We start from the raw sequence: 21,287 nt of genomic DNA on the forward strand, positions 1-21,287 counted from the left end.
GACCCTGACACTGACGACCTCGTTGCCCGGATGTCGCGACGACGTTCTACCCCCCGTAGAACAGCTCGTCCACCACGCCCCGCGCGCGCCGGGTGATGCGGCGGTAGTCCTCCAGCATGTCGCCGACCGTGCCCTCCGCGTAGCCGAGGTAGCGGCCGACCGCCGCCAGTTCACGGGCGTCCGAGGGGAAGGTGTCGCCCGCGCGGCCGCGGACCAGCATCACGGCGTTGCGCACCCGGGTGGCCAGTACCCAGGCCTCGTCCAGGATCTGCGCCTCCTCGGTCGGGATCAGGCCGGCCGCGTGGGCGGCGGCCAGGGCCTCGCGGGTGCGGGTGGTGCGCAGGCCCGGTTCCGCCCAGGCGTGCCGCATCTGGATCAGCTGGACGGTCCACTCGACGTCGCTGAGGCCGCCGCGGCCGAGTTTGGTGTGCAGGGTGGGGTCGGCGCCCCTGGGCAGGCGTTCGGTTTCCATCCGGGCCTTCAGGCGCCGGATCTCGCGGACGGCGTCCTCCCCGAGGCCTTCCACCGGGTAGCGCAGCGGGTCGATCAGGTCGATGAAGCGCTGACCGAGTTCGAGGTCGCCGGCCACGGGTTCGGCGCGCAGCAGGGCCTGGGATTCCCAGGTCAGGGACCAGCGGCGGTAGTAGGCGGCGTAGGAGGGCAGGGTGCGGACCAGGGGTCCGGAGCGGCCTTCGGGGCGCAGGTCCGCGTCGATGAGCAGCGGCGGGTCCGTGGTGGGGAGCTGGAGGAGCCTGCGCATCTCGGCGATGACGTTCTGGGCGGCCTTGGCGGCCACCTGTTCGTCGACGCCCTCGCGCGGCTCGTGGACGAAGAGGACGTCGGCGTCGGAGCCGTAGCCGAGCTCGTGGCCGCCGAAGCGGCCCACGCCGATGATCGCGAAGTGGGTGGGCAGGGTGTCGCCCCAGTGGGCCTGGACGGCGGCGCGCAGGGCTCCGGCGACGGTGGCGGCGGTGAGTTCGGAGACGGCGCGGCCGACCCGGTCGACCAGGGCCCCGTGGTCCTCCTCGGCCGGGCTGTCCTCCGTGCCGTAGGAGCCGATGATGTCGGCGGCGGTGGTGCGGAACAGCTCGCGGCGGCGGACTCCGCGGGCGGCGGCGACGGCGGCTTCCGGGTTCTCGGCGCGGCCGACGGCGGCGAGCACCTCCTGTTCCAGGGCCTCGTGGGTACGGGGAACCAGGCCTTCGGGGTCGCCCAGCAGGGCCACCGCCTCGGGGGCGCGCAGGAGGAGGTCGGGGGCGAGGCGTCCGGCGGAGAGCACCCGGGCGAGGTTCTCCGCGGCGGCGCCCTCGTCGCGCAGGAGGCGCAGGTACCAGGGGGTCCGGCCGAGGGCGTCGGAGACCTTGCGGAAGTTCAGCAGGCCCGCGTCCGGGTCGGCGGAGTCGGCGAACCAGCCGAGGAGCACGGGCAGCAGGGTGCGCTGGATGGCGGCGGCGCGGGTGACTCCGGAGGCGAGGGCCTCGAGGTGGCGCAGGGCGGCGGCCGGGTCGGCGTACCCGAGGGCTTCGAGGCGCTGGCCGGCGGCGCGCGGGGAGAGCCGGGTCTCACCGGGGGCGAGCTGGGCCACGGCGTCGAGGAGCGGCCGGTAGAAGATCTTCTCGTGCAGGCGTCGGACGACTGAGGCGTGCCGGCGCCAGGCCTTGTTGAGTTCGGCGACGGGTTCGGTGCGCAGGCCCAGCGAGCGGCCCAGGCGCCGCAGGTCCGCCTCGTCCTCGGGGACGAGGTGGGTGCGGCGCAGCCGGTAGAGCTGGATGCGGTGCTCCATGGCCCGCAGGAAGCGGTACGCGTCGTGCAGTTGGGCGGCGTCGGCGCGCCCGACGTAGCCGCCGGCGGCGAGGGCCTGGAGCGCGTCGAGGGTGGTGCCGGAGCGCAGGGTGGCGTCCGAGCGGCCGTGCACGAGCTGGAGGAGCTGGACGGCGAACTCGACGTCGCGCAAGCCCCCGGGGCCGAGCTTCAGCTCGCGCTCGACCTGGGCGGCGGGGATGTTGTCGACGACCCGGCGGCGCATCTTCTGGACGTCGGGGACGAAGTTCTCGCGCTCGGCGGCCTGCCATACGAGGGGAGTTATGGCGGCGATGTACTCGGCGCCGAGCGCCTCGTCGCCCGCGACGGCGCGGGCCTTGAGCAGGGCCTGGAACTCCCAGGTCTTGGCCCAGCGCTGGTAGTAGGCGAGGTGGGAGGCGAGGGTGCGGACGAGCGGACCGTTTCTGCCCTCGGGTCGGAGGTTGGCGTCGACGGGCCAGATGGTGCCCTCGACGGTGGTCTCGGAGCAGATCCGCATGAGGTGGGAGGCGAGTCGGGCGGCGGCCTGGACGGCCTTGCCCTCGTCCGCTCCGGGGGCCGCGTCGCCGACGAAGATGACGTCCACGTCGGAGACGTAGTTCAGCTCGTTGCCGCCGCACTTGCCCATGGCGATGACGGCGAGCCGGCAGACGGCCGCGTCCTCGGGGGCGGCGGCCGTCGCGATGCGCAGGGCCGCGCGGAGCGTGGCGGTGGCCAGGTCGGCGAGCTCGGCGGCGGTCTGGGCTACGTCTATGGTCCCGCAGACGTCGCGGGCGGCGATGGAGAGCAGGCAGCGGCGGTAGTCGACGCGCAGGGTGACGGGGTCGGCCGCGCCGGCCAGTCCGTTCTCGAACTCGGGCAGCCCGGGGTGCAGATCGGCCGCCTCGTAGGTGACGAGGGCCTGCCAGTCCCGCGGGTGGCGGGCCAGGTGGTCGCCGAGGGCCTCGGAGGCGCCGAGTACGCCGAGGAGGCGGTCGCGCAGGGGTTTGGCGCTGACGAGGGTATCGAGGAGGACGGGCAGTTCCTCGGGGGCCTGCGCCTCGGCGATCCGGACCAGCCCGAGGAGCGCGAGGTCGGGATCGGCGGTGGCCCCGAGGGCGTCGAGGAGCACCGGATCGGCGCGTACGGCGGCCAGCGCGTCGGTGTCGAGCAGCCGGGCGGCGGCCGAGGGGTCGGTGAACCCGCTGCGCAGCAGCCGACTGAAGGTACTGCTCCTGCGTCCCGGGACTGTCATCCCGCCGCCTCCCGCGTACGTCGGCCTGCCCTTGCCGCTGCCCTGGCCGGGCGGTTGCGCGGGGTGCCGCCTTCGGCGGGTGTCGCCGTCGGCAGGATCCGTGCTTCCGCCCGGGGAGAGCCTAGCCGGAGCAGGCGTTCGACTCACCGCGCACAGGATGGGATGGATTGTCCGATTAAGCCCGCGCGGGTTCCCCCGTAGGCCTCGGGCGCGGGACGTCAAGGCCGTCGGGTTCTGCGCGGCGGCCGCCGCCGAACGGCTCGCCCTGGCCGCCCGGTCGAGGTCGGCGAGAGGTCGACGGGAGGTCGACGGGAGGTCGACGGGAGGTCGACGGGAACCGGTCAACGCCCCCGCGGGGGCGTTTCTCGTGGGCGCGCGCAGGCGTCCGGCAGCGGCCGCGTGCCGTGACCGCGGACACGTACGAAGCGCCCACACGATCCGTTCCCGGGCGGCTATTTCCACGAATCGGAAGTCATCGGCGAACCGGGTGAACCAAGTCGCCCGGAATGAACTCTCAATGACAGACCGACAGCTTCACGCGGTTCTTCCTGCCGGAACGACCCAAGGCGTAGCCGATGCCCGTATCCCGCCGACGTTTCCTCCTCGCGACCGTGGTCCCGATGCTGACCATCGGGGTCACCGGCGCGCTCGCCGTTGCCTCCGGCCAGCAGACCGCGGCCGAGGCCGTCCCGGGAACCGATGCATCGGCCGTCCTCCCGGCGAGCGCCACCGCCGGTTCGGTCGTCCAGATCGTCGCCCACCCGGACGACGACCTGTTCTTCATGAACCCGGACGTCAGCCGCTCCCTAGCGGCCGGCACCCCGCTCACCACCCTGTACCTCACCTCGGGCGAGGCCGACGGCCGCAACCAGGCCAACGGCCGTGCGGCCAAGGACCCCGAGCAGCCCCACGACCGCGGCCACTACGCGGAAGCCCGCCAGAACGGCATACGCTCCGCCTACGCGCACATGGCCACCGGCGACCGCACCAGCCCGTGGCGCCGTACGGTCATACCCACCGCGGGCGGCGGCGACGCCGAGCTCGACGTCCTCGTGGCGAAGCCCCACATCAACCTGGTCTGGCTGCAGCTGCGCGAGGCCCGTGCCCCCGTCGCCGACAACCCGGACAGCCTGCGCGGCCTGTGGAACGGTCGGATACCGGCGCTCGCCCCGCAGCTCGCCGCCGGCACTCCGGTCGCGCAGCCGCCCACGTACACCAAGGACCAGGTGATAGCGGCGATATCGGGGGTCCTGGAGCGGTACAAGCCGACGACGATACGGATGCAGGACCCGACGCCGGGCCGGTACCTCGACTCCGGCAGGCTCACCGACCATCAGGACCACATGTACGCGGCCCGGTTCGCGCAGGCCGGCGCCGCTTCGTACGCCGCGCGGGTCCCGGTCGGCCAGCGGCCGCACTTCACGGTCCAGAACTACTTGGGCTACCTCAACGGCGCCCTGCCGCACACGCTGGACCCGCAGACGGCCGAGAAGAAGATCGGCTATCTGAAGACGTACGGCTGGCACGACAAGCAGAACTACTGCGGCTCGCCCTCCGGCTGCGGCGACCGCAAGGTGGCGGGCAGCCCGAGCGGCGGCAACTGGGCCTATTCACTGCGCTACGTGCGCGGCGACCACTCCTCCTGGCTGGCGCAGGGCACGACCGGCCGGCTGTACGCCTTCGCCGTCCTCGACGGCCAGATGGCCGTCTGGAACCGCGGGGCGGGGACCGGCCCCGGCGCCGCCTGGCAGGGCCCGGTACTGCTGCCGGGGACCGGCATCGACCCGGGCGCGACCACCGCCCGCCTCCCCGACGGGAGGGTCGCCGTCCTCGCCACCCGCACCGTCTTCGGCGACCGGCCGGAGGACTACCGGCGCGAGATCGTCTACGCCGCCCAGTCCGTGCCCGGCGGTCCGTTCGGGGCGTGGGTCCCGCTCGGCACCCCGGAGCCCGGCGACGAGCCCGGCACCTCCTCGATCAGCGCGCCCTCGGCCGTCTCCGACCCGGACGGGCGGCTGACCGTGTACGTCCGCGACTCCCGGCGCGCCCTGCTCGCCCGTACCCAGGAACCCTCGGGCGCCTTCGGCGGCTGGCAGCACCTGGGGGGCGCCGACCTCCAGTCCGACCCGGTGGCGGCCACCGACTCCGCCGGGCGCCGCCACGTCTACGCCGCCACCACCCAGTCCGTGGCGGTCTGGATCCAGCCCGCCCCGGGCGCACCACTGGCCGGCCCCTTCCCGACCGGGCTCCCGGCCACCACCGTCCCGCTCACCGCGGTCCCGGAGGCGGCGGGCGTCCGCCTCTACTTCCGGCGCCCGGACTCGGGGGTCGTACGCACCGCCCTGGTCACGGCGGCGGCCGGCGCCGCGAAGCCGGCGGTCTCCAGCGTCACGGAGGCCGGCGGCCGGGCGGGCTACGGCGCGGTGGGCGTGGCGGGCCGCCTCATAGCGGGCCGCGCCGACTCGGGCACCGTCAGCACGACGGGCCTCGGCGGCCCGCCGGCGTGGAACGAGTCCCACATGCTCTACGCGGGCGCCCCGGCAGGCATCCAGGAACCGGGCGGCACCTTGACGGCGGTGGTCCTGGGCCTGGACGCGGAGCTCCACGTAGCCACCTCCCTCCCCACCCCGACCCGCACCACATGGCACCGCGCGGTGCCGCCGGCGTAGGCCCTGCGCGGGGGACGGCAGGTCACACGTTGACACGGGTCCTCGTGTCCAGGACGAACCCCGCCGCGTACAGCTCGCTCAGACCATCGAGCTCCAACCCGCACGCCGTGCAGTCGAACTGTCCGGGGACCGAGTCGATCTCGTCGTCGGTCTCGCACACGATGACGTCACCGCGCAGGACCCCGGTGTCCGTGGTGCATGCCGGGCACCACACTCCGAGCTCAGCCATCGGCGGTTCCTCAGCCACCCACGGGCGGATCGCCACAACGCCCCCTGCCCGCTGGGCCGCGGGGCGCATCTTGACGGCGTATGCGATCTTGGCCGACACGATCCTCACCGTCACCTCCTCTTCCCGCTCGAACTCCTCAAGCTGCTTGTCCAGCCAGCCGGCGCGCCGCTCGTGGTCGGCGGCCATCTGGGCTTCGACGACACCAAGGCGTACCTGGGTCAGATCACCCCGGGCGGCTTCGTACTCGCCCCAGAAGTCGGCGGTCGAGACGGAGAGCTCGGCCACCAGCGCGTCGATGAGCCGTACGCTCCGCTCCAGCAGCGGCTGGGCGGTGTCCACGTTGGCGAAAGCCCAGTGCGCCGCCGCGTTCCTCGCGTGGAGCAGATCCACGAATTCCTGAACGTCGATCGGGAGCCGGATGTAGGAACTGACGCGCTTGAACGCCTCACGGGCCTCCACGGTCTTGGCGAACTCCTCCGCCGGCGTGTCCGGAGTGGTGGTTCCCGTGGCGTGCTGCAGTCCGACGAAGCCGTCCACTGCCAGAGCGGGATTCAGCTGAACCAGAACCGCCTTCAACAGGTGCTCGCAGGCAATGCCGACCGACAACGGTCCGGGCACTCCGAGACGACCCCGGGCCGACGGTCATCGACCGTCGGCCCGGGGTGTAAGAAAATTCTGACGGTGCTGCTGACCTGGGGTTACAGGACCGGCATCATCTTGCGGAGTTCGAAGGCCGTGACCTCCGAGCGGTACTCCTCCCACTCCTGCTTCTTGTTGCGGAGGAAGAAGTCGAAGACGTGTTCGCCGAGGGTTTCGGCGACCAGTTCGCTGCGTTCCATCAGGGCGATGGCCTCGCCGAGGTTCTGCGGGAGGGGTTCGATGCCCATCGCGCGGCGTTCCGCGTCGGAGAGGGCCCAGACGTCGTCGTCGGCGCCGGCCGGGAGTTCGTAGCCCTCCTCGATGCCCTTGAGGCCCGCGGCCAGGAGGACGGCGTACGTGAGGTAGGGGTTGGCGCCCGAGTCGATCGAGCGGACCTCCACGCGGGAGGAGCCCGTCTTGCCCGGCTTGTACATCGGGACGCGGATCAGGGCCGAGCGGTTGTTGTGGCCCCAGCAGATGTACGAGGGGGCCTCGCCGCCGGAGCCGGCGGTGCGGGAGGAGCCGCCCCAGATGCGCTTGTAGGAGTTGACCCACTGGTTGGTGACCGCCGCCGTTTCGGCCGCGTGCTTCAGGAGGCCCGCGATGAAGGAGCGGCCGACCTTCGAGAGCTGGTACTCGGCGCCCGACTCGTAGAAGGCGTTGCGGTCGCCCTCGAAGAGGGAGAGGTGGGTGTGCATGCCCGAACCGGGGTACTCCGAGAAGGGCTTCGGCATGAAGGTGGCCTGGACGCCCTGCTCCAGGGCGACCTGCTTCATGACCAGGCGGAAGGTCATGATGTTGTCGGCCGTCGAGAGGGCGTCGGCGTAGCGCAGGTCGATCTCCTGCTGGCCGGGGGCGCCCTCGTGGTGGCTGAACTCGACCGAGATGCCCATGGATTCGAGCATCGTGATCGCCTGGCGGCGGAAGTCCATGCCGACGTTCTGCGGGGTGTGGTCGAAATAGCCCGAGTTGTCGGCCGGGGTGGGCCGGGTGCCGTCCAGCGGCCTGTCCTTCAGCAGGAAGAACTCGATCTCCGGGTGGGTGTAGAAGGTGAAGCCCAGGTCGGAGGTCTTGTTCAGGATGCGCTTGAGGACGTACCGCGGGTCCGCGTAGGAGGGCGAGCCGTCCGGCATCAGGATGTCGCAGAACATCCGAGCCGTTCCGGGGGCCTCCGCGCGCCACGGCAGTATCTGGAAGGTGCTCGGGTCCGGCTTGGCGATCATGTCGGACTCGTAGACCCGGGCGAACCCCTCGATCGCCGAGCCGTCGAATCCGATGCCCTCGTCAAAGGCCTGTTCCAGCTCCGCCGGCGCGACCGCTACGGACTTCAGGAAGCCCAGTACGTCGGTGAACCACAGGCGCACGAAGCGGATGTCGCGCTCCTCGAGCGTCCGGAGGACGAATTCCTGCTGCTTGTCCATGGCTTCATCCTCGCAGTTCAGGCGGCCTGAGCACCACCGCCGCGGGGGCGTGGGCACAGTCGGGCCGGCCCAGTATCGCCAGCGGTGGTTTCCGCCAGATTACGCACCCCGGAAAGCCGGTGGCACCCCCGCACTGACCTTGGGTCGGTCATGAGCATTACCATCGGCGCCCATGGGGGGCCATGCGCGGGACGAGCAGGGACGTCGGAGACGTCCGCTGCTCCGGCATGCCGTCCTCCTGATGGCCTTCGGGGTGTTGGCCGGCGCGGCGTTCCTGTGCCGGACGGCCGGGGCCGGGCAGCCGGCCGCCGCGGGGACGGTCGCCCGGGCCGGGCACACCGCCCACGCTCCCGGCCTGCAGCGCTTCGTCTGCGCGGCGCCGCACGACCGGCCCGGCTGCTCCCCGCTCTCGCACGTCCTCCCCGGACTGCTGCCCCCGGCGCCGCCCGCGGCCCTGGCGGCCGGCGGGACGCCCGTGCCCGCCGTGGGCCCCGCGCCCGCGGCGTGGATCCGGCCCCCCTCGGCGCTCGCGCGCGGCCCCGACCTGTACGCCCTCCAGGTGCTGCGGACCTGACAGGTCCCGGTCCGGCGGCGCTCAGGCAGCGCGTTCTCCACTCCACCCCCCTCAGCAAGAAGGATTCAGGGCCATGGCCAGCAGGAAGTCCGAAACCAACAACTCCCGCCAGACGCGGATAGCCGAGATGCGCCGCGCCGACCAGGCGCGCGACCGGCGCAACAAGGCCATCGCGATCACCACGTCGGCCGCCATCGTCACCGCGCTCATCGGCTTCGGCGCATGGGTGATGATCGCCCAGCAGAACAAGAAGGAAGCCGAGGAGGCCGCCGCCAAGGCGCCGGTCGCCGGCGAGCAGACCTGGGACGCCAAGAAGCTCGGCCGCAATCACGTCGAGACCCCGGTGAAGTACGAGATGAACCCGCCGGTCGGCGGGGACCACCACCCGCGCTGGATGAACTGCAACGGCGACGTCTACACGAACCCGATCCCCGAGACCAACGCCGTCCACTCGCTGGAGCACGGCGCCGTGTGGGTGACGTACAACGACAAGGCCGACAAGGCCGACGTCGAGAAGCTCGCCGCCAAGGTGGCCAAGACCCCGTACACGCTGATGAGCCCCGCCAAGGAGCAGTCCGGCGCGATCATGCTCAGCGCGTGGGGCAAGCAGCTGACCGTGGACAAGGCGGACGACGCCCGGGTGGCGGCCTTCCTCACCAAGTACGTGCAGGGCGCGCAGACCCCCGAGCCGGGCGCCGCGTGCACGAGCGGGCTGGCCGACAAGTGACCCGTACGTCCGGTCGCGGCTCCGTGACCCGTACGTACTGGGCCGCGGGCTCGGCCGTCGGCCTGGCGCTGCTCTTCGCGGTGGGGGCCACGGTCGCCACCGCGGGGGGAGCCGATTCCGCGCCCGCGTCCTCCCGTACGCCGGGGCTCTACTCCGCCGACGCGGGCTTCGCCCGGGACATGGCCGTGCACCACCAGCAGGCGGTGGAGATGTCCTTCATCGTGCGCGACCGCACGAAGGACGAGGCGGTACGGAGCCTCGCCTACGACATCGCCAACACCCAGGCCAACCAGCGCGGCATGCTCCACGGCTGGCTGGACATGTGGGGACTGCCGAAGACCGTGGCCGACGAGCCGCCCATGTCCTGGATGGGGGCCGAGGGCGGCACGCACGGCACGGCGGGCCACGGCATGGGCGGGGCCGTCACCAAGCCCGGCGCGCTGATGCCCGGCATGGCCACCAAGGAGGACCTGGCACAGCTCGGCTCCGCCGAGGGCAGGGACGCCGAGGTGCTCTACCTGCGGCTGATGACCGACCACCACAAGGGCGGCGTCGCGATGGCCCAGGGGTGTGCCGACCAGTGCGGCAACCCGGCCGAGCAGGCCCTGGCCCAGGGCATGGTGGACGCCCAGCAGGCGGAGCTCCAGCTGATGGCCGACATGCTGAAGCAGCGCGGGGCGGAGCCGCCGGCCGCGGGGTGACCCGTTGTCCACGTGCGGCGCCGTTGCCTGGGGGCTCCGCCCCCGGACCCCGCGCCTCAAACGCCGGCGGGGCTGGATTTTCCAGCCCCGCCGGCGTTCGCGTGCGGGTCGGTGCCGGCCAATTCCAGCCTCGCCGGCGTTTGAGGCACGGGGTCCGGGGGCGCAGCCCCGGGAACGGAGGAAGGGTGGGTAGGGGACAGACCCCTGCAGGGCCCCGCACCGCGTAGCCGCACCCCCGGATTCACCCGTACGGCCCACGCTCACCCGTCTGGAGTCGCGGGGGCCGAACGGGCGACCGAAGATGAGGACGCCGAGGCCGGCGCACCCGCGCCCGGCCGCTACGGCGTGCTCAGGAGGTTTACTCGATGACCACCGCCGGAGAGATCATGCACCCCGGGGCCCAGTGGATCCCCGCCACCGAGACCCTGGACCGGGCCGCTCAGCTGATGAGCCGGCTCAACGTGGGTGCGCTGCCCATCAGCGACGAGAACGAACGGCTCTGCGGGATCCTGACCGACCGCGACATCGTCATCGGCTGTGTGGCCAAGGGGCACGACCCGTCGAAGACCACGGCCGGCGACATGGCCCAGGGCACCCCGCGCTGGATCGACGCGGGCGCGGACGTCTCCGAGGTGCTGGAGGAGATGCAGAGCCACCAGATCCGCCGGCTCCCCGTCATCGACAACAAGCGGCTCGTCGGGATGATCAGCGAGGCCGACCTGGCCAAGCACCTGTCGGAGCAGCAGATAGCCGGCTGGGCCGAGAAGGTCTACGCCCGCAGCTAGACCGGCTCCGATCACCCCGCGTACAGGACCGCCCGCGCCACTTGGTGCGGGCGGTCCAGCATGACCAGGTGCCCGGCCGGTTCCGCGACCACGAAGCGGGCGCCCAGCGCGTCGGCCAGCGCCGCCTGGCGGCCCAGCCAGCGCAGGTCCGGGCGGCGCGCCCCGGGGTCGTGGCCGGCCAGCACGGTGGCGGGCGCGGTCAACGGCAGCTCCGCGCGCAGCGCCAGCACCTCGGCGGCCGTGTCGGGGTAGCGGGAGTTCTCCAGCAGGGCTCCGCGCCAGACCCGGCCGGTCCGGTAGCAGCGCCATACGAGGTCCCGCGCGGCCGGGTCCGCACCGCCCGCGCGGGACGCCCGTACGGCGGTCCGCCGGGCCCAGGGGCCCAGCGCGGCCGGCAGCCCGGCGGCGGTCACGGCCCGCCCGAGCACCCGGGCGGCGCCGGTGCGCACCCCGGCGGGCAGGACCGTACGGGGCCGCTCCTCCACGCTGCTGTCGACCAGCACCAGGGCTGCGGTGCGCCCGGGGTACAGCCGGGCGAAGGCCTCGGCGTGGAAGCCGGCGATGGAGTGCCCTGCCACGGTGACGCGCTCGGCGCCCAGGCCCAGCGCGTCCAGCAGCCCGGCGATCCGGTGCGCCTCCCCGGCGGCGCACGGCGGACGCACGGCGGGGGCGCTGAGTCCGTGCCCGGGGCGGTCGAAGCGGATGACGGTACGGCCGGCGGCGACGAGCAGCTCGGCCACCGGGTCCCAGTCGAACCAGGCCATGGCGAGCCCGGCGCTGAGGACGACTGGAGGGCCGGAGCCCTCCACGAGGACGTGCAGGGGCACCCCGTCAGCGGCGGGGCCGGATGAGGGGCGTACGAACCTCCCGGGGGCCGCCCCGGATCCGGATCCGCTCACGTACGGCGCTCCCGGTGGACGGAGTACGCGAGCAGGCCCAGCCAGACGGCCACGAACAGCACCTGGAGCCGCTGCCCGGCGCCGAGCGCCCAGGTGCCGTGCCCGGCGGTGAACAGGGCGATGGAGACCAGGGTCCAGGCCGTGGCGAGCAGTTCGAGTACGACGAGCGCGGGCCCGAAGCGCGCGAGCGGGGCGAGGCGGCCGTAGCGGCGGGCGGCCAGCGTGAGGGCCACGATCCCGACGAGCGCCCCCGTCATGGCGAGACTGCTGCTGACGGCGTGCGCCTGGTGGGTGGCGGGGACCAGCCCGGCGGTCTCCCGCGCCGCGCATTCGGGGTCCACGGTCGGCGTGCAGCTCAGCGGCAGCCAGGCGTCCGCCGCGGTGGAGGCGCCGAAGACGGTGATCCCGGACCAGCCGGCGACGGACCAGAGGCGCCTCGGTTCGACGCGTCTCGCGAGGCGGACCAGGGCGAGGAGGCCGCCGAGGAAGACCAGGAGGCCGGCGGTGAAGTCGGTGGCCCGGAACAGACCGCCGAGCGGCTGGTCCTGGGCCGCGAGCTCGCTGACGTACGTCTCGATGGGGTTGAGGCCCGTGGAGAGGACCACTTCGAGGACCCACGCGGTGTAGGCGGCGGCGCCGAGCCCCATGAGGAGGGCGACGGAGCGGGCAGCGGTCCCGGCCGTGGGGGCGGGACCCGTCGCGGCGGAGGGGGTGTTCACGGATCTCCAGGATCTCCGGGAGTTCACGGGCTTCAAGTGCTTGAGCGGGTCCCCGGGGTCCCGGGGATTCACAGGATTCAGCGGCGCGCCATTTATGGACATAGTGTGACTAATCCTAAACGCGGCCGGGCTCGGTCCTGCGATCGGATACCCACCCCGGGTAGGGTTCCGGGCATCGCGGGCATCGCGGGCATCGCGGGGCATGCGCACGCCGGGCCGTCCGACGCGACCCCACGCCATGGAGGACGTGCCGTCGGCCCGTTTCGTTCCCCGGGCCGCCCTACGCCGTCCGGGTCGCCGCACGGCGGCCGCCCGCCAGGACGCGCCGTACCGCGCCGCTCGGGGGCGCGGTACGCGCGCCGGGGCCGGCCCCGGGGTGCCGCAGGGGTGCCGCCGGGGCCCTGGGGTGCCGCAGGGGGGCCTAAATGCCCGACGGGCCCGCCGAATTCCATGACAGGCTGGTGATCGTCACGCGCCGATTGCGACCTGAAGGACTTCCCGCCGGTATGAGCACCCCGCCGAACCCGCCCAGCACCCCGTCCGGCCCGCAGGCGGAGCCCGCGGACACCCCCGCACCCGAGGCGGCTCCCATACCGGCACCCGCGCAGCCCCTGTCCCTCGACAAGCCCCCCGCCCTGACGCCGCCCCAGCCCCTGACACCGGTCCCGGCCCTGACCGACACCCCGGCAGAGGCCCTGGCGGAGGCCCCGGCGCCGCCCTCGGACGCGGTTCCGGCGGCCGTCCCGGCCGAGCCGGCGGACGCGGTTCCGGCGGGCGTCGGAGCCGGCATACCGGCAGCGGCCCCGGCCGGGCAGCCCGCGGAGGCGGCCCCCGCCCCCGGTTCCTTCGCTCCGGTCACCCCCGCCCCGGCGGCCGCCACCGCTCCCCCGGCGCCCGCGTGGGGAGCCCCGTACGGCGCCCCCGGCGCACCCGTCCCCGGCGACCCCTGGGCCACGCCCGCGGGCGGTTACGCCGGCGGCTATCCCGGCGGCCCGCAGGCGCCCGGCTTCCCGCCGCCGCCCGCCGCCGCGAACGGCCTGGCCCTCGCCGCCCTGCTCCTCGGGCTGTTCGGCATCTTCGTCGGCCTGGTCCCCTTCTTCTTCTGGGCCGGCGCCATCCTCGCCCTCATCGGCGTCGGCGTCGGCATCGCGGCCGTACTCAAGTCCCGCCGCGGCGCCCCCCGCGCCACCATGGCCGCGGTCGGCACCGCCCTCAGCCTCCTCGGCCTCGGCGCCTCCGTCGGCGGCTGGTTCATCACCACGAACGTCGTCGACAGGATCGACAAGAACATCGCCGACAACCGCTCGCGTGACAGCCACGACTACGAGTACAACTACGACTCGCCCACCCCGAGCTTCCCGGCTACCCCGACCCCAACCCCGAAGCCCTCACCCTCCGACGTCCCCGGCATGACCTCAGCCCTGGGCTGGGGCAAGACCTTCGCCTACGAGGACGGCGTCCAGGTCACCGTGGACAGCCCAGTGCGGTTCAAGCCCTCCTCGACGGCCGCCCCGGCCGAGGCGCGGGGTGCCGACGCGGTGAAGCTGACGGTGAAGATCGTCAACACCACGGGCGCCGCGATCGACGTCACCCTGGCCATGCCGCACGCCCGCGACGCCCAGGGCACCGAGGCCTCGATGGTCTTCGACCGCAACGTGCCGAAGATGTTCAAGGGGTCGGTCATGCCGGGCGAGTCGATGACCGGCGTCTACGCCTTCGTCGTCCCCAAGGGCATCGAGAACCTCCACTTCGAGATCGCCCCCGGCATCGAGTACGACGACGCCATCTGGAGCGGCCCGATCGGCTGAACCGGCGACTCCCAGGACATCGCGTCAGAAAGACGATTAGACTGGCCGCGTGCCTCAACTACGCCTCGCTCTGAATCAGATCGACTCGCAGGTCGGCAACATCGCCGCCAACGCCGACTCGGTCGTCCACTGGACCCGGCACTCCGCCGAACAGGGCGCCCACCTGGTGGCGTTTCCGGAGATGGTGCTGACCGGGTACCCCGTCGAGGACCTCGCCCTGCGCGGCTCCTTCGTCGAGGCCTCCCGTACGGCGCTGCTCGAACTCGCGCGGCGGCTGGCGGCCGAGGGCTTCGGGGACCTCCCCGTCGTCGTCGGCTACCTCGATCGCACGGAGAAGGCCGCGCCCCGGCTCGGCCGCCCGGCGGGGTCCCCCGAGAACGCGGCCGCCGTGCTGTACGGCGGGCAGGTCGTCCTGCGCTTCGCCAAGCACCACCTCCCCAACTACGGTGTCTTCGACGAGTTCCGGTACTTCGTGCCGGGCGACACCCAGCCGGTGATCCGGGTGCGGGGCGTGGACGTGGCCCTGGCCATCTGCGAGGACCTCTGGCAGGAGGGCGGGCGCGTCCCGGCCACCCGCTCCGCCGGGGCCGGGCTGCTGATCTCGATCAACGCCTCCCCGTACGAGCGCAACAAGGACGACCTCCGCCTGGAACTGGTGCGCAAACGCGCCCAGGAGGCCGGCTGCACCCTCGCCTACCTGGCGATGATCGGCGGTCAGGACGAGCTGGTCTTCGACGGGGACTCGATCGTCGTCGACTCCGCCGGCGAGGTCATCGCGCGCGCCCCGCAGTTCTCCGAGGGCTGCGTGCTGGTCGACCTGGACCTGCCGGCCGCCTCGGCCGCCCCCGTCGAGGGCACCGTCGACGACGGCCTGCGCATCGACCGCGTGATCCTCACCGAGGAGCCGGTGGAGCCCTACGAGCCCGTCGTGACGGGCGGGTACGCCGACCGGCTGGACGACGACGAGGAGATCTACGACGCGCTGGTCGTGGGTCTGCGCGCGTACGTACGGAAGAACGGGTTCCGGTCGGTCCTGATCGGCCTCTCCGGCGGCATCGACTCCGCGCTCGTCGCCGCGATCGCCTGCGACGCGATCGGCGCGCAGAACGTGTACGGCGTCTCGATGCCGTCCAAGTACTCCTCGGAGCACTCCCGGGGCGACGCGGCCGAGCTGGCGAAACGGACCGGCCTGAACTTCCGGACCGTGCCGATCGAGCCGATGTTCGACGCGTACATGAGCGCGCTGGGCCTGACCGGGCTCGCCGAGGAGAACCTCCAGTCCCGGCTGCGCGGCACCCTGCTGATGGCGCTCTCCAACCAGGAGGGCCACATCGTGCTGGCCCCGGGCAACAAGTCGGAGCTGGCCGTCGGCTACTCCACCCTGTACGGGGACTCGGTGGGCGCGTACGCCCCGATCAAGGACGTCTACAAGACGGACGTCTTCCGCCTCGCCGAGTACCGCAACCGCGCGGCGGCCGAGCGCGGCGAGACCCCGCCGATCCCGGAGAACTCCATCGTGAAGCCGCCGAGCGCCGAACTGCGCCCCGGGCAGGTGGACACGGACTCGCTGCCGGACTACCCCGTGCTGGACGGGATCCTGGAGCTGTACGTGGACCGCGACCAGGGCCTGGAGGCGGTCGTCGCGGCCGGCTACGACCGCGAGCTCGTCGCGAAGACCCTGCGGATGGTGGACACCGCCGAGTACAAGCGCCGGCAGTACCCGCCGGGCACGAAGATCTCCGCGAAGGGCTTCGGCAAGGACCGCCGGCTGCCCATCACGAACGGCTGGCGCGAGCAGGCGTAACCCGGCCGGTACGCACGCCGGGCCCCGGTCGCCCCTCGGAGCGGCCGGGGCCCGGCGTGCGTACGGCGCCCTCGGGACGGGCGTCACCCCGGCGGCTCGGCCTACGGCGTGCGACTGCTCCGCAGGAGAGCGACCACCAGCGGGACCAAGGCCGTCAGCAGCAGCACCAGCCCCCCGATCGGCGAGGCCATCGGAGTCCAGTCCACCGCACCGGTCGACAGCCGCTGAAGTCCGAGGACCACCGCCGTCGCCACTGCGGCGAGCACGGACTGCGGCACCGGCCGCCACGCCGGCCGGTGCAGTACGGAAGCGCCCGCCATCACCGCGAACGGCAACACGACGGCCGGGAAGAGCAGCGCGGCCGCGCCCAGCCATCCCCAGGAAGTCACGGTCCACCCCCAACGGTCGTTCAGATACTTCGACACGCCGCCGCCCGGGTCCACCACCCCGCCGAGCTCCGGTGCCGTCGGCGCCCAGAGCACCTGGTACGCCTTACCGGGGCGCGGTTCCCCGCGGGTCTCGACCTCCCGGGCGGTGACCCTGCTCCCGTCCGGGGTCTGGAGCAGCATCGTCGACTCGTATCCGTGCGGCTTCTTCCGCTGGTAGCGGGTGCGCACCTCGGTCACCTCGACCACGGTCCCGGTGGTGACCGCCGCCCCGGCCTCCTTCACGGCCCGGACGGTGCCCTCGCCGCCGACCGTGCCGAGCATGGTCAGCGCCGCCGCCGCCACGATCAGCACGGTCAGCGAAGCCGCCTGGCGCCGCCACACCACGGCCGTGCCCGGGAAGTCGGCCGGTCCCGGCGCTTCGGCCGCCCGACCGACCCCCGGCCGGAGCGACCACAACGTCAGCGCCCGCCCCCAGAGGGCGGCCACACCGATCCAGCCGAGCACCAGCACGCCCGTGTACGGCGGCAGCGCACCGCGGTGCAGCCCTAGCGCCCAGATCCCGGCCGCCATGAAGGCCAGCCAGGCGAGCACGGTGAACGAACGAACCGCCCAGCTCAGCACTACGACTCCCACCCCTACACGATCGTCAGGGGAGTATCGCAGTGGCGGTCTTACGGCTTCACGGTGACCCGGGCGGCGATCGGCAGGTGGTCGCTGCCCGTGCGGGGCAGGGTCCAGGAGGCCTCGGGGGTGACCCCGCGGACCAGGATCTGGTCGATCCGGGCCATCGGGAACTGCGCGGGCCAGCTGAAGCCGAAGCCGTCGCCCGACGCGCCCTGGGTGGAACGCAGCTGTGAGGTGACCTCGGACAGGGCCCGGTCGTTGACGGTTCCGTTGAGGTCGCCGAGCAGGATGACCCGTCGCAGCGGTTCCGCGGCGAGCGCGGCGCCGAGGGCGTCGGCGCTGTTGTCGCGCTGGTTGGCGGTGAAGCCGGCGTTGAGCTTGACGCGGACCGAGGGGAGGTGGGCCACGAAGGCGGCCACTTCTCCGTAGGGGGTGTGGACCGTGGCGCGCATGGCCCGGGTCCAGCCCATCTTGATGTCCACGGGCTGGCTCGCGACCAGCGGGTACTTGCTCCAGATTCCGACGGTGCCTTCGACGGAGTGGTACTTGTACGTGCCCTTGAGGGCCTTCTCGTAGACGGGGACGACGCTGCCCTTGAGCTCGGTCAGGGCCAGTACGTCGGCTCCTGCCCCGGCGACCGAGGCGGCGGTGCCGGCGGGGTCGGCGTTGTCGGCGTCGACGTTGTGGGTGGCGACCGTGAGGTTGCCGCCGGTCTGCGCCTTGTCGGTGACCAGGCCGCCGAAGAGGTTCACCCAGACCGCGGCGGTCAGCAGTATCGCGATCAGCGCGGTCGCGGACTTGCGGAAGAGCGCGGCGGCGAACAGCACCGGGACGGCCAGGCCGAACCAGGGCAGGAAGGTCTCGGTGAGGCTGCCGAGGTTGCCGATGTCGTTGGGCAGCTCGGCGTGGAAGATCATGACCAGCGAGATCAGTACGGCGAGCGCGGCGAGCACGATGCCGCGGCGCCAGATGCCCGGATCCCGCCGCAGCTCGGCCAGCCGGCGCCGGAGACCCGTTCGGGAGGGCTGGGGCTCCGAGCCGTCGCTCCCCGTCTCCGTCATGTACGCCTGTGCCATGCCACTGCCCTCGCTGCCGTGCTCGCGCTCCGTCCCCGCCTCTTGACCCTAGGCGATATACGGACCGTTCCGCGCCGATTGTGTCGGCCGTACGTCCGGGAGGACGAACGCCCTGGCGCCCGGGGTTCCGCTTGTCACCAAACGCGCACATTGGCCCGTACGCCGGGCGCCGCGGCGAACCGGGCCTCGTGCCACTTCCCGCTGGGGCCCCGACAGTGCCACCATGGTGGTGAGTCCGGGGACGCCGTAAGGGCGCCTCGAGATGAACATCAAGGAGCAGTTGCAATGACGCATGCCGTTTCGCCTGCCCGCGAAGCCGCCTCCGCCACCCTGTACGGAGGCTCGGGCACCCGGCGCATCACCGTCCGCGACCTCACCCTCGCCAAGGAACGCGGCGAGAAGTGGCCCATGCTCACCGCCTACGACGCCATGACCGCGTCCGTGTTCGACGAGGCCGGCATCCCGGTCATGCTCGTCGGCGACTCGATGGGCAACTGTCATCTCGGCTACGAGACCACCGTCCCGGTGACGATGGACGAGATGACCCTGCTGTCGGCGGCCGTCGTACGCGGCACCAGCCGGGCCCTGATCATCGGCGACCTCCCCTTCGGCTCCTACCAGGAGGGACCCGTGCAGGCGCTGCGCAGCGCCACCCGGCTGGTCAAGGAGGCCGGGGTCGGAGCGGTGAAGCTGGAGGGCGGCGAGCGCTCGCTGCGCCAGACCGAGCTGATCGTGCAGTCGGGCATCCCGGTCATGTCCCACCTGGGCCTGACCCCGCAGTCCGTGAACGCCATGGGCTACCGGGTGCAGGGCCGCGGCGACGAGGCGGCGCACCAGCTCCTGCGCGACGCGAAGGCGGCGCAGGACGCGGGCGCCTTCGCGGTGGTGCTGGAGCTGGTCCCGGCCGAGCTGGCCGCCGAGGTGACCCGGTCCCTGCACATTCCGACGGTCGGCATCGGCGCGGGCGCGGAGTGCGACGCGCAGGTGCTGGTGTGGACGGACATGATGGGGCTGACCGGCGGCAAGATGCCGAAGTTCGTCAAGCAGTACGCGAACCTCCGCGCGACCATGGGCGACGCGGCGAAGGCCTTCGCCGAGGACGTGGTCGGCGGAACGTTCCCGCAGGAAGAGCACGCCTTCCACTAGTCCGACGACCGCCAGAGGTCCGCCGGCCCGACGCCGGCCGGCGGACCTCTGCCGGACCTCTGTCGGTGCTCTGTGGGCCGGCTGTCGGTGGGATGTCGGTGGGATGTCAGTGCCGTCTGGTCCCATGGTGGACATGACGCGAAACGACAAGAATCCCCTGAACGGCTCGCACGCCGTAGAGGTCCGGGGGCTGGTCAAGCACTACGGCGAGACCAAAGCCCTCGACGGTGTGGACCTCGACGTCCGCGAGGGAACCGTCCTCGGGGTCCTCGGCCCCAACGGCGCGGGCAAGACCACCCTGGTACGCATCCTCTCCACCCTGATCACCCCCGACGCCGGCACCGCCCGGGTCGCCGGCTTCGACGTGGTCCGCCAGCCCCGGCAGCTGCGCCGGACCATAGGCCTGACCGGCCAGTACGCCTCGGTCGACGAGAAGCTCTCCGGCTGGGAGAACCTCTACATGATCGGCCGGCTGCTGGACCTGTCCCGCAAGGACTCCCGGAGCCGCGCCGACGAGCTGCTGGAGCGTTTCTCCCTCACGGACGCCGCCAAGAAGGCCGTGATGACCTACTCCGGCGGCATGCGGCGCCGGCTCGACCTGGCCGCCTCGATGATCGGCAGCCCGGCCGTGCTGTACCTGGACGAGCCGACCACCGGTCTGGACCCCCGTACCCGCAACGAGGTGTGGGACGAGGTGCAGCGGATGGTCGCCGAGGGGGCCACCGTCCTGCTCACCACCCAGTACATGGAGGAGGCCGAGCAGCTCGCGAACGAGCTGACGGTCATCGACAAGGGCAAGGTCATCGCCAACGGCAAGGTCGACGAGCTGAAGGCCCGCGTCGGCGGCCGGACCCTGCGGATCCGCCCCACCGACCCGGCCGACCTGCCGGGCATGGCCCGCTCGCTGGCCGGGGCCGGTCTGGACGGGGTGGCCGGTTCCCAGGCCGTGCCGGACGAGGGCGCCCTGCTGGTGCCGATCCTGGCCGACGAGCAGCTGACCGCCGTGGTGGGCCTGCTGGCGGCCCGCGGGTACGGGATCTCCGACATCAGCACCTACCTGCCCAGCCTGGACGAGGTGTTCCTGTCCATCACCGGACAGAAGCCCACCGTCGAGGACTCCATCCCCATCCAGCAGACCGAGGAGGTCGCGGCATGAGCACCGTAACCACGACGAAGCCCAGCCCCACCGCGGCCGCCCCGGCCGGCGGGCCCGTCCCGGCGGACGAGGGCCGGATCGGGCTGCGGGGCAACCTGCGTCACATCGGCGCGCTGGCACGGCGCAACGTCCTGCAGATCAAGCAGGACCCGGAGTCGATGTTCGACGTCCTGTTCATGCCGATCATCTTCACGCTGCTGTTCGTCTTCGTCTTCGGCGGCGCGATCTCCGGCAAGGGCAACCAGGACGAGTACGTCAACTACGTGGTCCCGGGCCTGATGGCGATGATGGGCATGAACATCGCCATGGGTGTGGGCACCGGGGTCAACGACGACTTCAAGAAGGGCGTGATGGACCGCTTCCGGTCCATGCCGATCGCCCGCTCCTCGGTGCTCATCGCCAAGATCGTGGTCGAGCTCGGCCGGATGATGGTGGCCATCGCGATCCTGCTCGGCATGGGCTTCCTGCTCGGCCTGTCGATCAAGTCCTCGGTGCTCGACCTGTTCCTCGCCATCGGGCTGTCGGCGGTCTTCGGCGCCTCGCTGATGTGGATCTTCATTCTGCTGGGTCTCACCATGAAGACCCCCCAGGCGGTCCAGGGCGTGGCGATGCTGGTCCTGATGCCGCTGCAGTTCGGCAGCTCGATCTTCGCCCCGCCGACGACGATGCCCGGCTGGCTGCAGAGCTTCACCGACGTCAACCCGCTGTCCAACCTGGCCGACGCGGCCCGCTCCCTGATCAACGACACCCCGCTCGGCAACTCCGTGTGGATCACGCTGGCCTGGTCGGTCGGCATCACGCTGGTGACCATGCCGCTCGCCGTGCGGAAGTTCCGCCAGAAGACCTGATCCGCGGACCGGTCCGTTCCGGATCGCGTCCCGGACGGA

General features: G+C 72.5%; 17 protein-coding genes. 10 read left to right on the top strand and 7 right to left on the bottom strand.

The features are described 5' to 3' along the window. Nucleotides 1-46 precede the first annotated feature (46 nt). Nucleotides 47-3,034 carry a bifunctional [glutamine synthetase] adenylyltransferase/[glutamine synthetase]-adenylyl-L-tyrosine phosphorylase gene (locus AC061S_RS31500; RefSeq protein WP_478689282.1) on the bottom strand — a complete coding sequence of 996 codons (2,988 nt, stop codon included), beginning with the start codon at nucleotides 3,032-3,034 and terminating at the stop codon, nucleotides 47-49. A 575-nt stretch (nucleotides 3,035-3,609) separates the two neighbouring features. Here AC061S_RS31500 and AC061S_RS31505 point away from each other — a divergent pair. Continuing rightward, nucleotides 3,610-5,703, top strand: coding sequence for a PIG-L family deacetylase (locus AC061S_RS31505; RefSeq protein ID WP_478689283.1), 2,094 nt, complete (start codon nucleotides 3,610-3,612; stop codon nucleotides 5,701-5,703). A 22-nt stretch (nucleotides 5,704-5,725) separates the two neighbouring features. On the opposite strand, the gene AC061S_RS31510 is transcribed toward AC061S_RS31505, so the two are convergent. Both AC061S_RS31510 and glnA read right to left on the bottom strand, forming a co-directional pair. After that, a complete protein-coding gene (locus AC061S_RS31510) occupies nucleotides 5,726-6,469 on the bottom strand; it encodes a hypothetical protein (RefSeq protein ID WP_478689284.1) in 744 nt (247 codons plus the stop codon). A 161-nt stretch (nucleotides 6,470-6,630) separates the two neighbouring features. Next, on the bottom strand, nucleotides 6,631-7,992 hold the full coding sequence (gene glnA, locus AC061S_RS31515; protein ID WP_478689285.1) for a type I glutamate--ammonia ligase: 1,362 nt from the start codon (nucleotides 7,990-7,992) through the stop codon (nucleotides 6,631-6,633). 172 nt (nucleotides 7,993-8,164) lie between these two features. On the opposite strand from glnA, the gene AC061S_RS31520 reads away from it, so the two are divergent. The 4 genes from AC061S_RS31520 to AC061S_RS31535 all read left to right on the top strand — a co-directional run bounded on the left by AC061S_RS31520 (nucleotide 8,165) and on the right by AC061S_RS31535 (nucleotide 10,779). After that, the gene (locus tag AC061S_RS31520; protein WP_478689286.1) at nucleotides 8,165-8,566 is read left to right on the top strand and encodes a hypothetical protein; all 402 of its coding nucleotides are present in this window, start codon (nucleotides 8,165-8,167) and stop codon (nucleotides 8,564-8,566) included. Nucleotides 8,567-8,639: 73 nt separating this feature from the next. Next, nucleotides 8,640-9,293 carry a DUF3105 domain-containing protein gene (locus AC061S_RS31525; protein ID WP_478689287.1) on the top strand — a complete coding sequence of 218 codons (654 nt, stop codon included), beginning with the start codon at nucleotides 8,640-8,642 and terminating at the stop codon, nucleotides 9,291-9,293. Between the two features lie 23 nt (nucleotides 9,294-9,316). Next, nucleotides 9,317-9,994: a DUF305 domain-containing protein gene (locus AC061S_RS31530; protein WP_478689288.1), complete on the top strand. Its 678-nt coding sequence runs from the start codon at nucleotides 9,317-9,319 to the stop codon at nucleotides 9,992-9,994. Between the two features lie 365 nt (nucleotides 9,995-10,359). Further along, nucleotides 10,360-10,779 (top strand): CBS domain-containing protein, encoded by a 420-nt coding sequence (locus AC061S_RS31535; protein ID WP_478689289.1) that lies wholly within the window; start codon nucleotides 10,360-10,362, stop codon nucleotides 10,777-10,779. Nucleotides 10,780-10,790: 11 nt separating this feature from the next. On the opposite strand, the gene AC061S_RS31540 is transcribed toward AC061S_RS31535, so the two are convergent. After that, nucleotides 10,791-11,606, bottom strand: coding sequence for an alpha/beta fold hydrolase (locus AC061S_RS31540; protein ID WP_478689301.1), 816 nt, complete (start codon nucleotides 11,604-11,606; stop codon nucleotides 10,791-10,793). 68 nt (nucleotides 11,607-11,674) lie between these two features. Further along, nucleotides 11,675-12,325 carry a DUF998 domain-containing protein gene (locus tag AC061S_RS31545; protein WP_478689302.1) on the bottom strand — a complete coding sequence of 217 codons (651 nt, stop codon included), beginning with the start codon at nucleotides 12,323-12,325 and terminating at the stop codon, nucleotides 11,675-11,677. A gap of 578 nt (nucleotides 12,326-12,903) precedes the next feature. Here AC061S_RS31545 and AC061S_RS31550 point away from each other — a divergent pair. Then, the gene (locus AC061S_RS31550; protein WP_478689290.1) at nucleotides 12,904-14,205 is read left to right on the top strand and encodes a DUF4352 domain-containing protein; all 1,302 of its coding nucleotides are present in this window, start codon (nucleotides 12,904-12,906) and stop codon (nucleotides 14,203-14,205) included. Nucleotides 14,206-14,254: 49 nt separating this feature from the next. Beyond that, nucleotides 14,255-16,009 (top strand): NAD+ synthase, encoded by a 1,755-nt coding sequence (locus tag AC061S_RS31555; protein ID WP_478689291.1) that lies wholly within the window; start codon nucleotides 14,255-14,257, stop codon nucleotides 16,007-16,009. A gap of 101 nt (nucleotides 16,010-16,110) precedes the next feature. Here AC061S_RS31555 and AC061S_RS31560 read toward each other — a convergent pair whose 3' ends face one another. Next, nucleotides 16,111-17,031 (bottom strand): hypothetical protein, encoded by a 921-nt coding sequence (locus AC061S_RS31560; protein ID WP_478689292.1) that lies wholly within the window; start codon nucleotides 17,029-17,031, stop codon nucleotides 16,111-16,113. Nucleotides 17,032-17,069: 38 nt separating this feature from the next. Next, nucleotides 17,070-18,098 carry an endonuclease/exonuclease/phosphatase family protein gene (locus AC061S_RS31565; protein ID WP_478689293.1) on the bottom strand — a complete coding sequence of 343 codons (1,029 nt, stop codon included), beginning with the start codon at nucleotides 18,096-18,098 and terminating at the stop codon, nucleotides 17,070-17,072. 285 nt (nucleotides 18,099-18,383) lie between these two features. Between AC061S_RS31565 and panB the strand changes: the two genes are divergently transcribed. The 3 genes from panB (at nucleotide 18,384) to AC061S_RS31580 (ending at nucleotide 21,248) form a co-directional block, all read left to right on the top strand. Continuing rightward, complete coding sequence (gene panB, locus AC061S_RS31570) at nucleotides 18,384-19,244, top strand: 3-methyl-2-oxobutanoate hydroxymethyltransferase (protein ID WP_478689294.1); 861 nt, start codon at nucleotides 18,384-18,386, stop codon at nucleotides 19,242-19,244. Nucleotides 19,245-19,368: 124 nt separating this feature from the next. Then, nucleotides 19,369-20,400: an ATP-binding cassette domain-containing protein gene (locus AC061S_RS31575; protein WP_478689295.1), complete on the top strand. Its 1,032-nt coding sequence runs from the start codon at nucleotides 19,369-19,371 to the stop codon at nucleotides 20,398-20,400. Then, a complete protein-coding gene (locus AC061S_RS31580) occupies nucleotides 20,397-21,248 on the top strand; it encodes an ABC transporter permease (RefSeq protein ID WP_478689296.1) in 852 nt (283 codons plus the stop codon). The genes AC061S_RS31575 and AC061S_RS31580 overlap by 4 nt, the downstream gene beginning before the upstream one ends. The last annotated feature ends 39 nt before the right edge of the window (nucleotides 21,249-21,287 follow it).

Source organism: Streptomyces sp. CA189, assembly GCF_056428985.1.

Bases quoted from the DNA above. Each gene is read 5' to 3' on its own strand.
- panB (WP_478689294.1), top strand. From the start codon at position 18,384: ATGACGCATGCCGTTTCGCCTGCCCGCGAAGCCGCCTCCGCCACCCTG.
- AC061S_RS31505 (WP_478689283.1), top strand. From the start codon at position 3,610: ATGCCCGTATCCCGCCGACGTTTCCTCCTCGCGACCGTGGTCCCGATG.
- AC061S_RS31575 (WP_478689295.1), top strand. From the start codon at position 19,369: ATGGTGGACATGACGCGAAACGACAAGAATCCCCTGAACGGCTCGCAC.
- AC061S_RS31545 (WP_478689302.1), bottom strand. From the start codon at position 12,325: ATGGGGCTCGGCGCCGCCGCCTACACCGCGTGGGTCCTCGAAGTGGTC.
- AC061S_RS31550 (WP_478689290.1), top strand. From the start codon at position 12,904: ATGAGCACCCCGCCGAACCCGCCCAGCACCCCGTCCGGCCCGCAGGCG.
- AC061S_RS31520 (WP_478689286.1), top strand. From the start codon at position 8,165: ATGGGGGGCCATGCGCGGGACGAGCAGGGACGTCGGAGACGTCCGCTG.
- AC061S_RS31565 (WP_478689293.1), bottom strand. From the start codon at position 18,098: ATGGCACAGGCGTACATGACGGAGACGGGGAGCGACGGCTCGGAGCCC.
- glnA (WP_478689285.1), bottom strand. From the start codon at position 7,992: ATGGACAAGCAGCAGGAATTCGTCCTCCGGACGCTCGAGGAGCGCGAC.
- AC061S_RS31580 (WP_478689296.1), top strand. From the start codon at position 20,397: ATGAGCACCGTAACCACGACGAAGCCCAGCCCCACCGCGGCCGCCCCG.
- AC061S_RS31535 (WP_478689289.1), top strand. From the start codon at position 10,360: ATGACCACCGCCGGAGAGATCATGCACCCCGGGGCCCAGTGGATCCCC.
- AC061S_RS31525 (WP_478689287.1), top strand. From the start codon at position 8,640: ATGGCCAGCAGGAAGTCCGAAACCAACAACTCCCGCCAGACGCGGATA.
- AC061S_RS31500 (WP_478689282.1), bottom strand. From the start codon at position 3,034: ATGACAGTCCCGGGACGCAGGAGCAGTACCTTCAGTCGGCTGCTGCGC.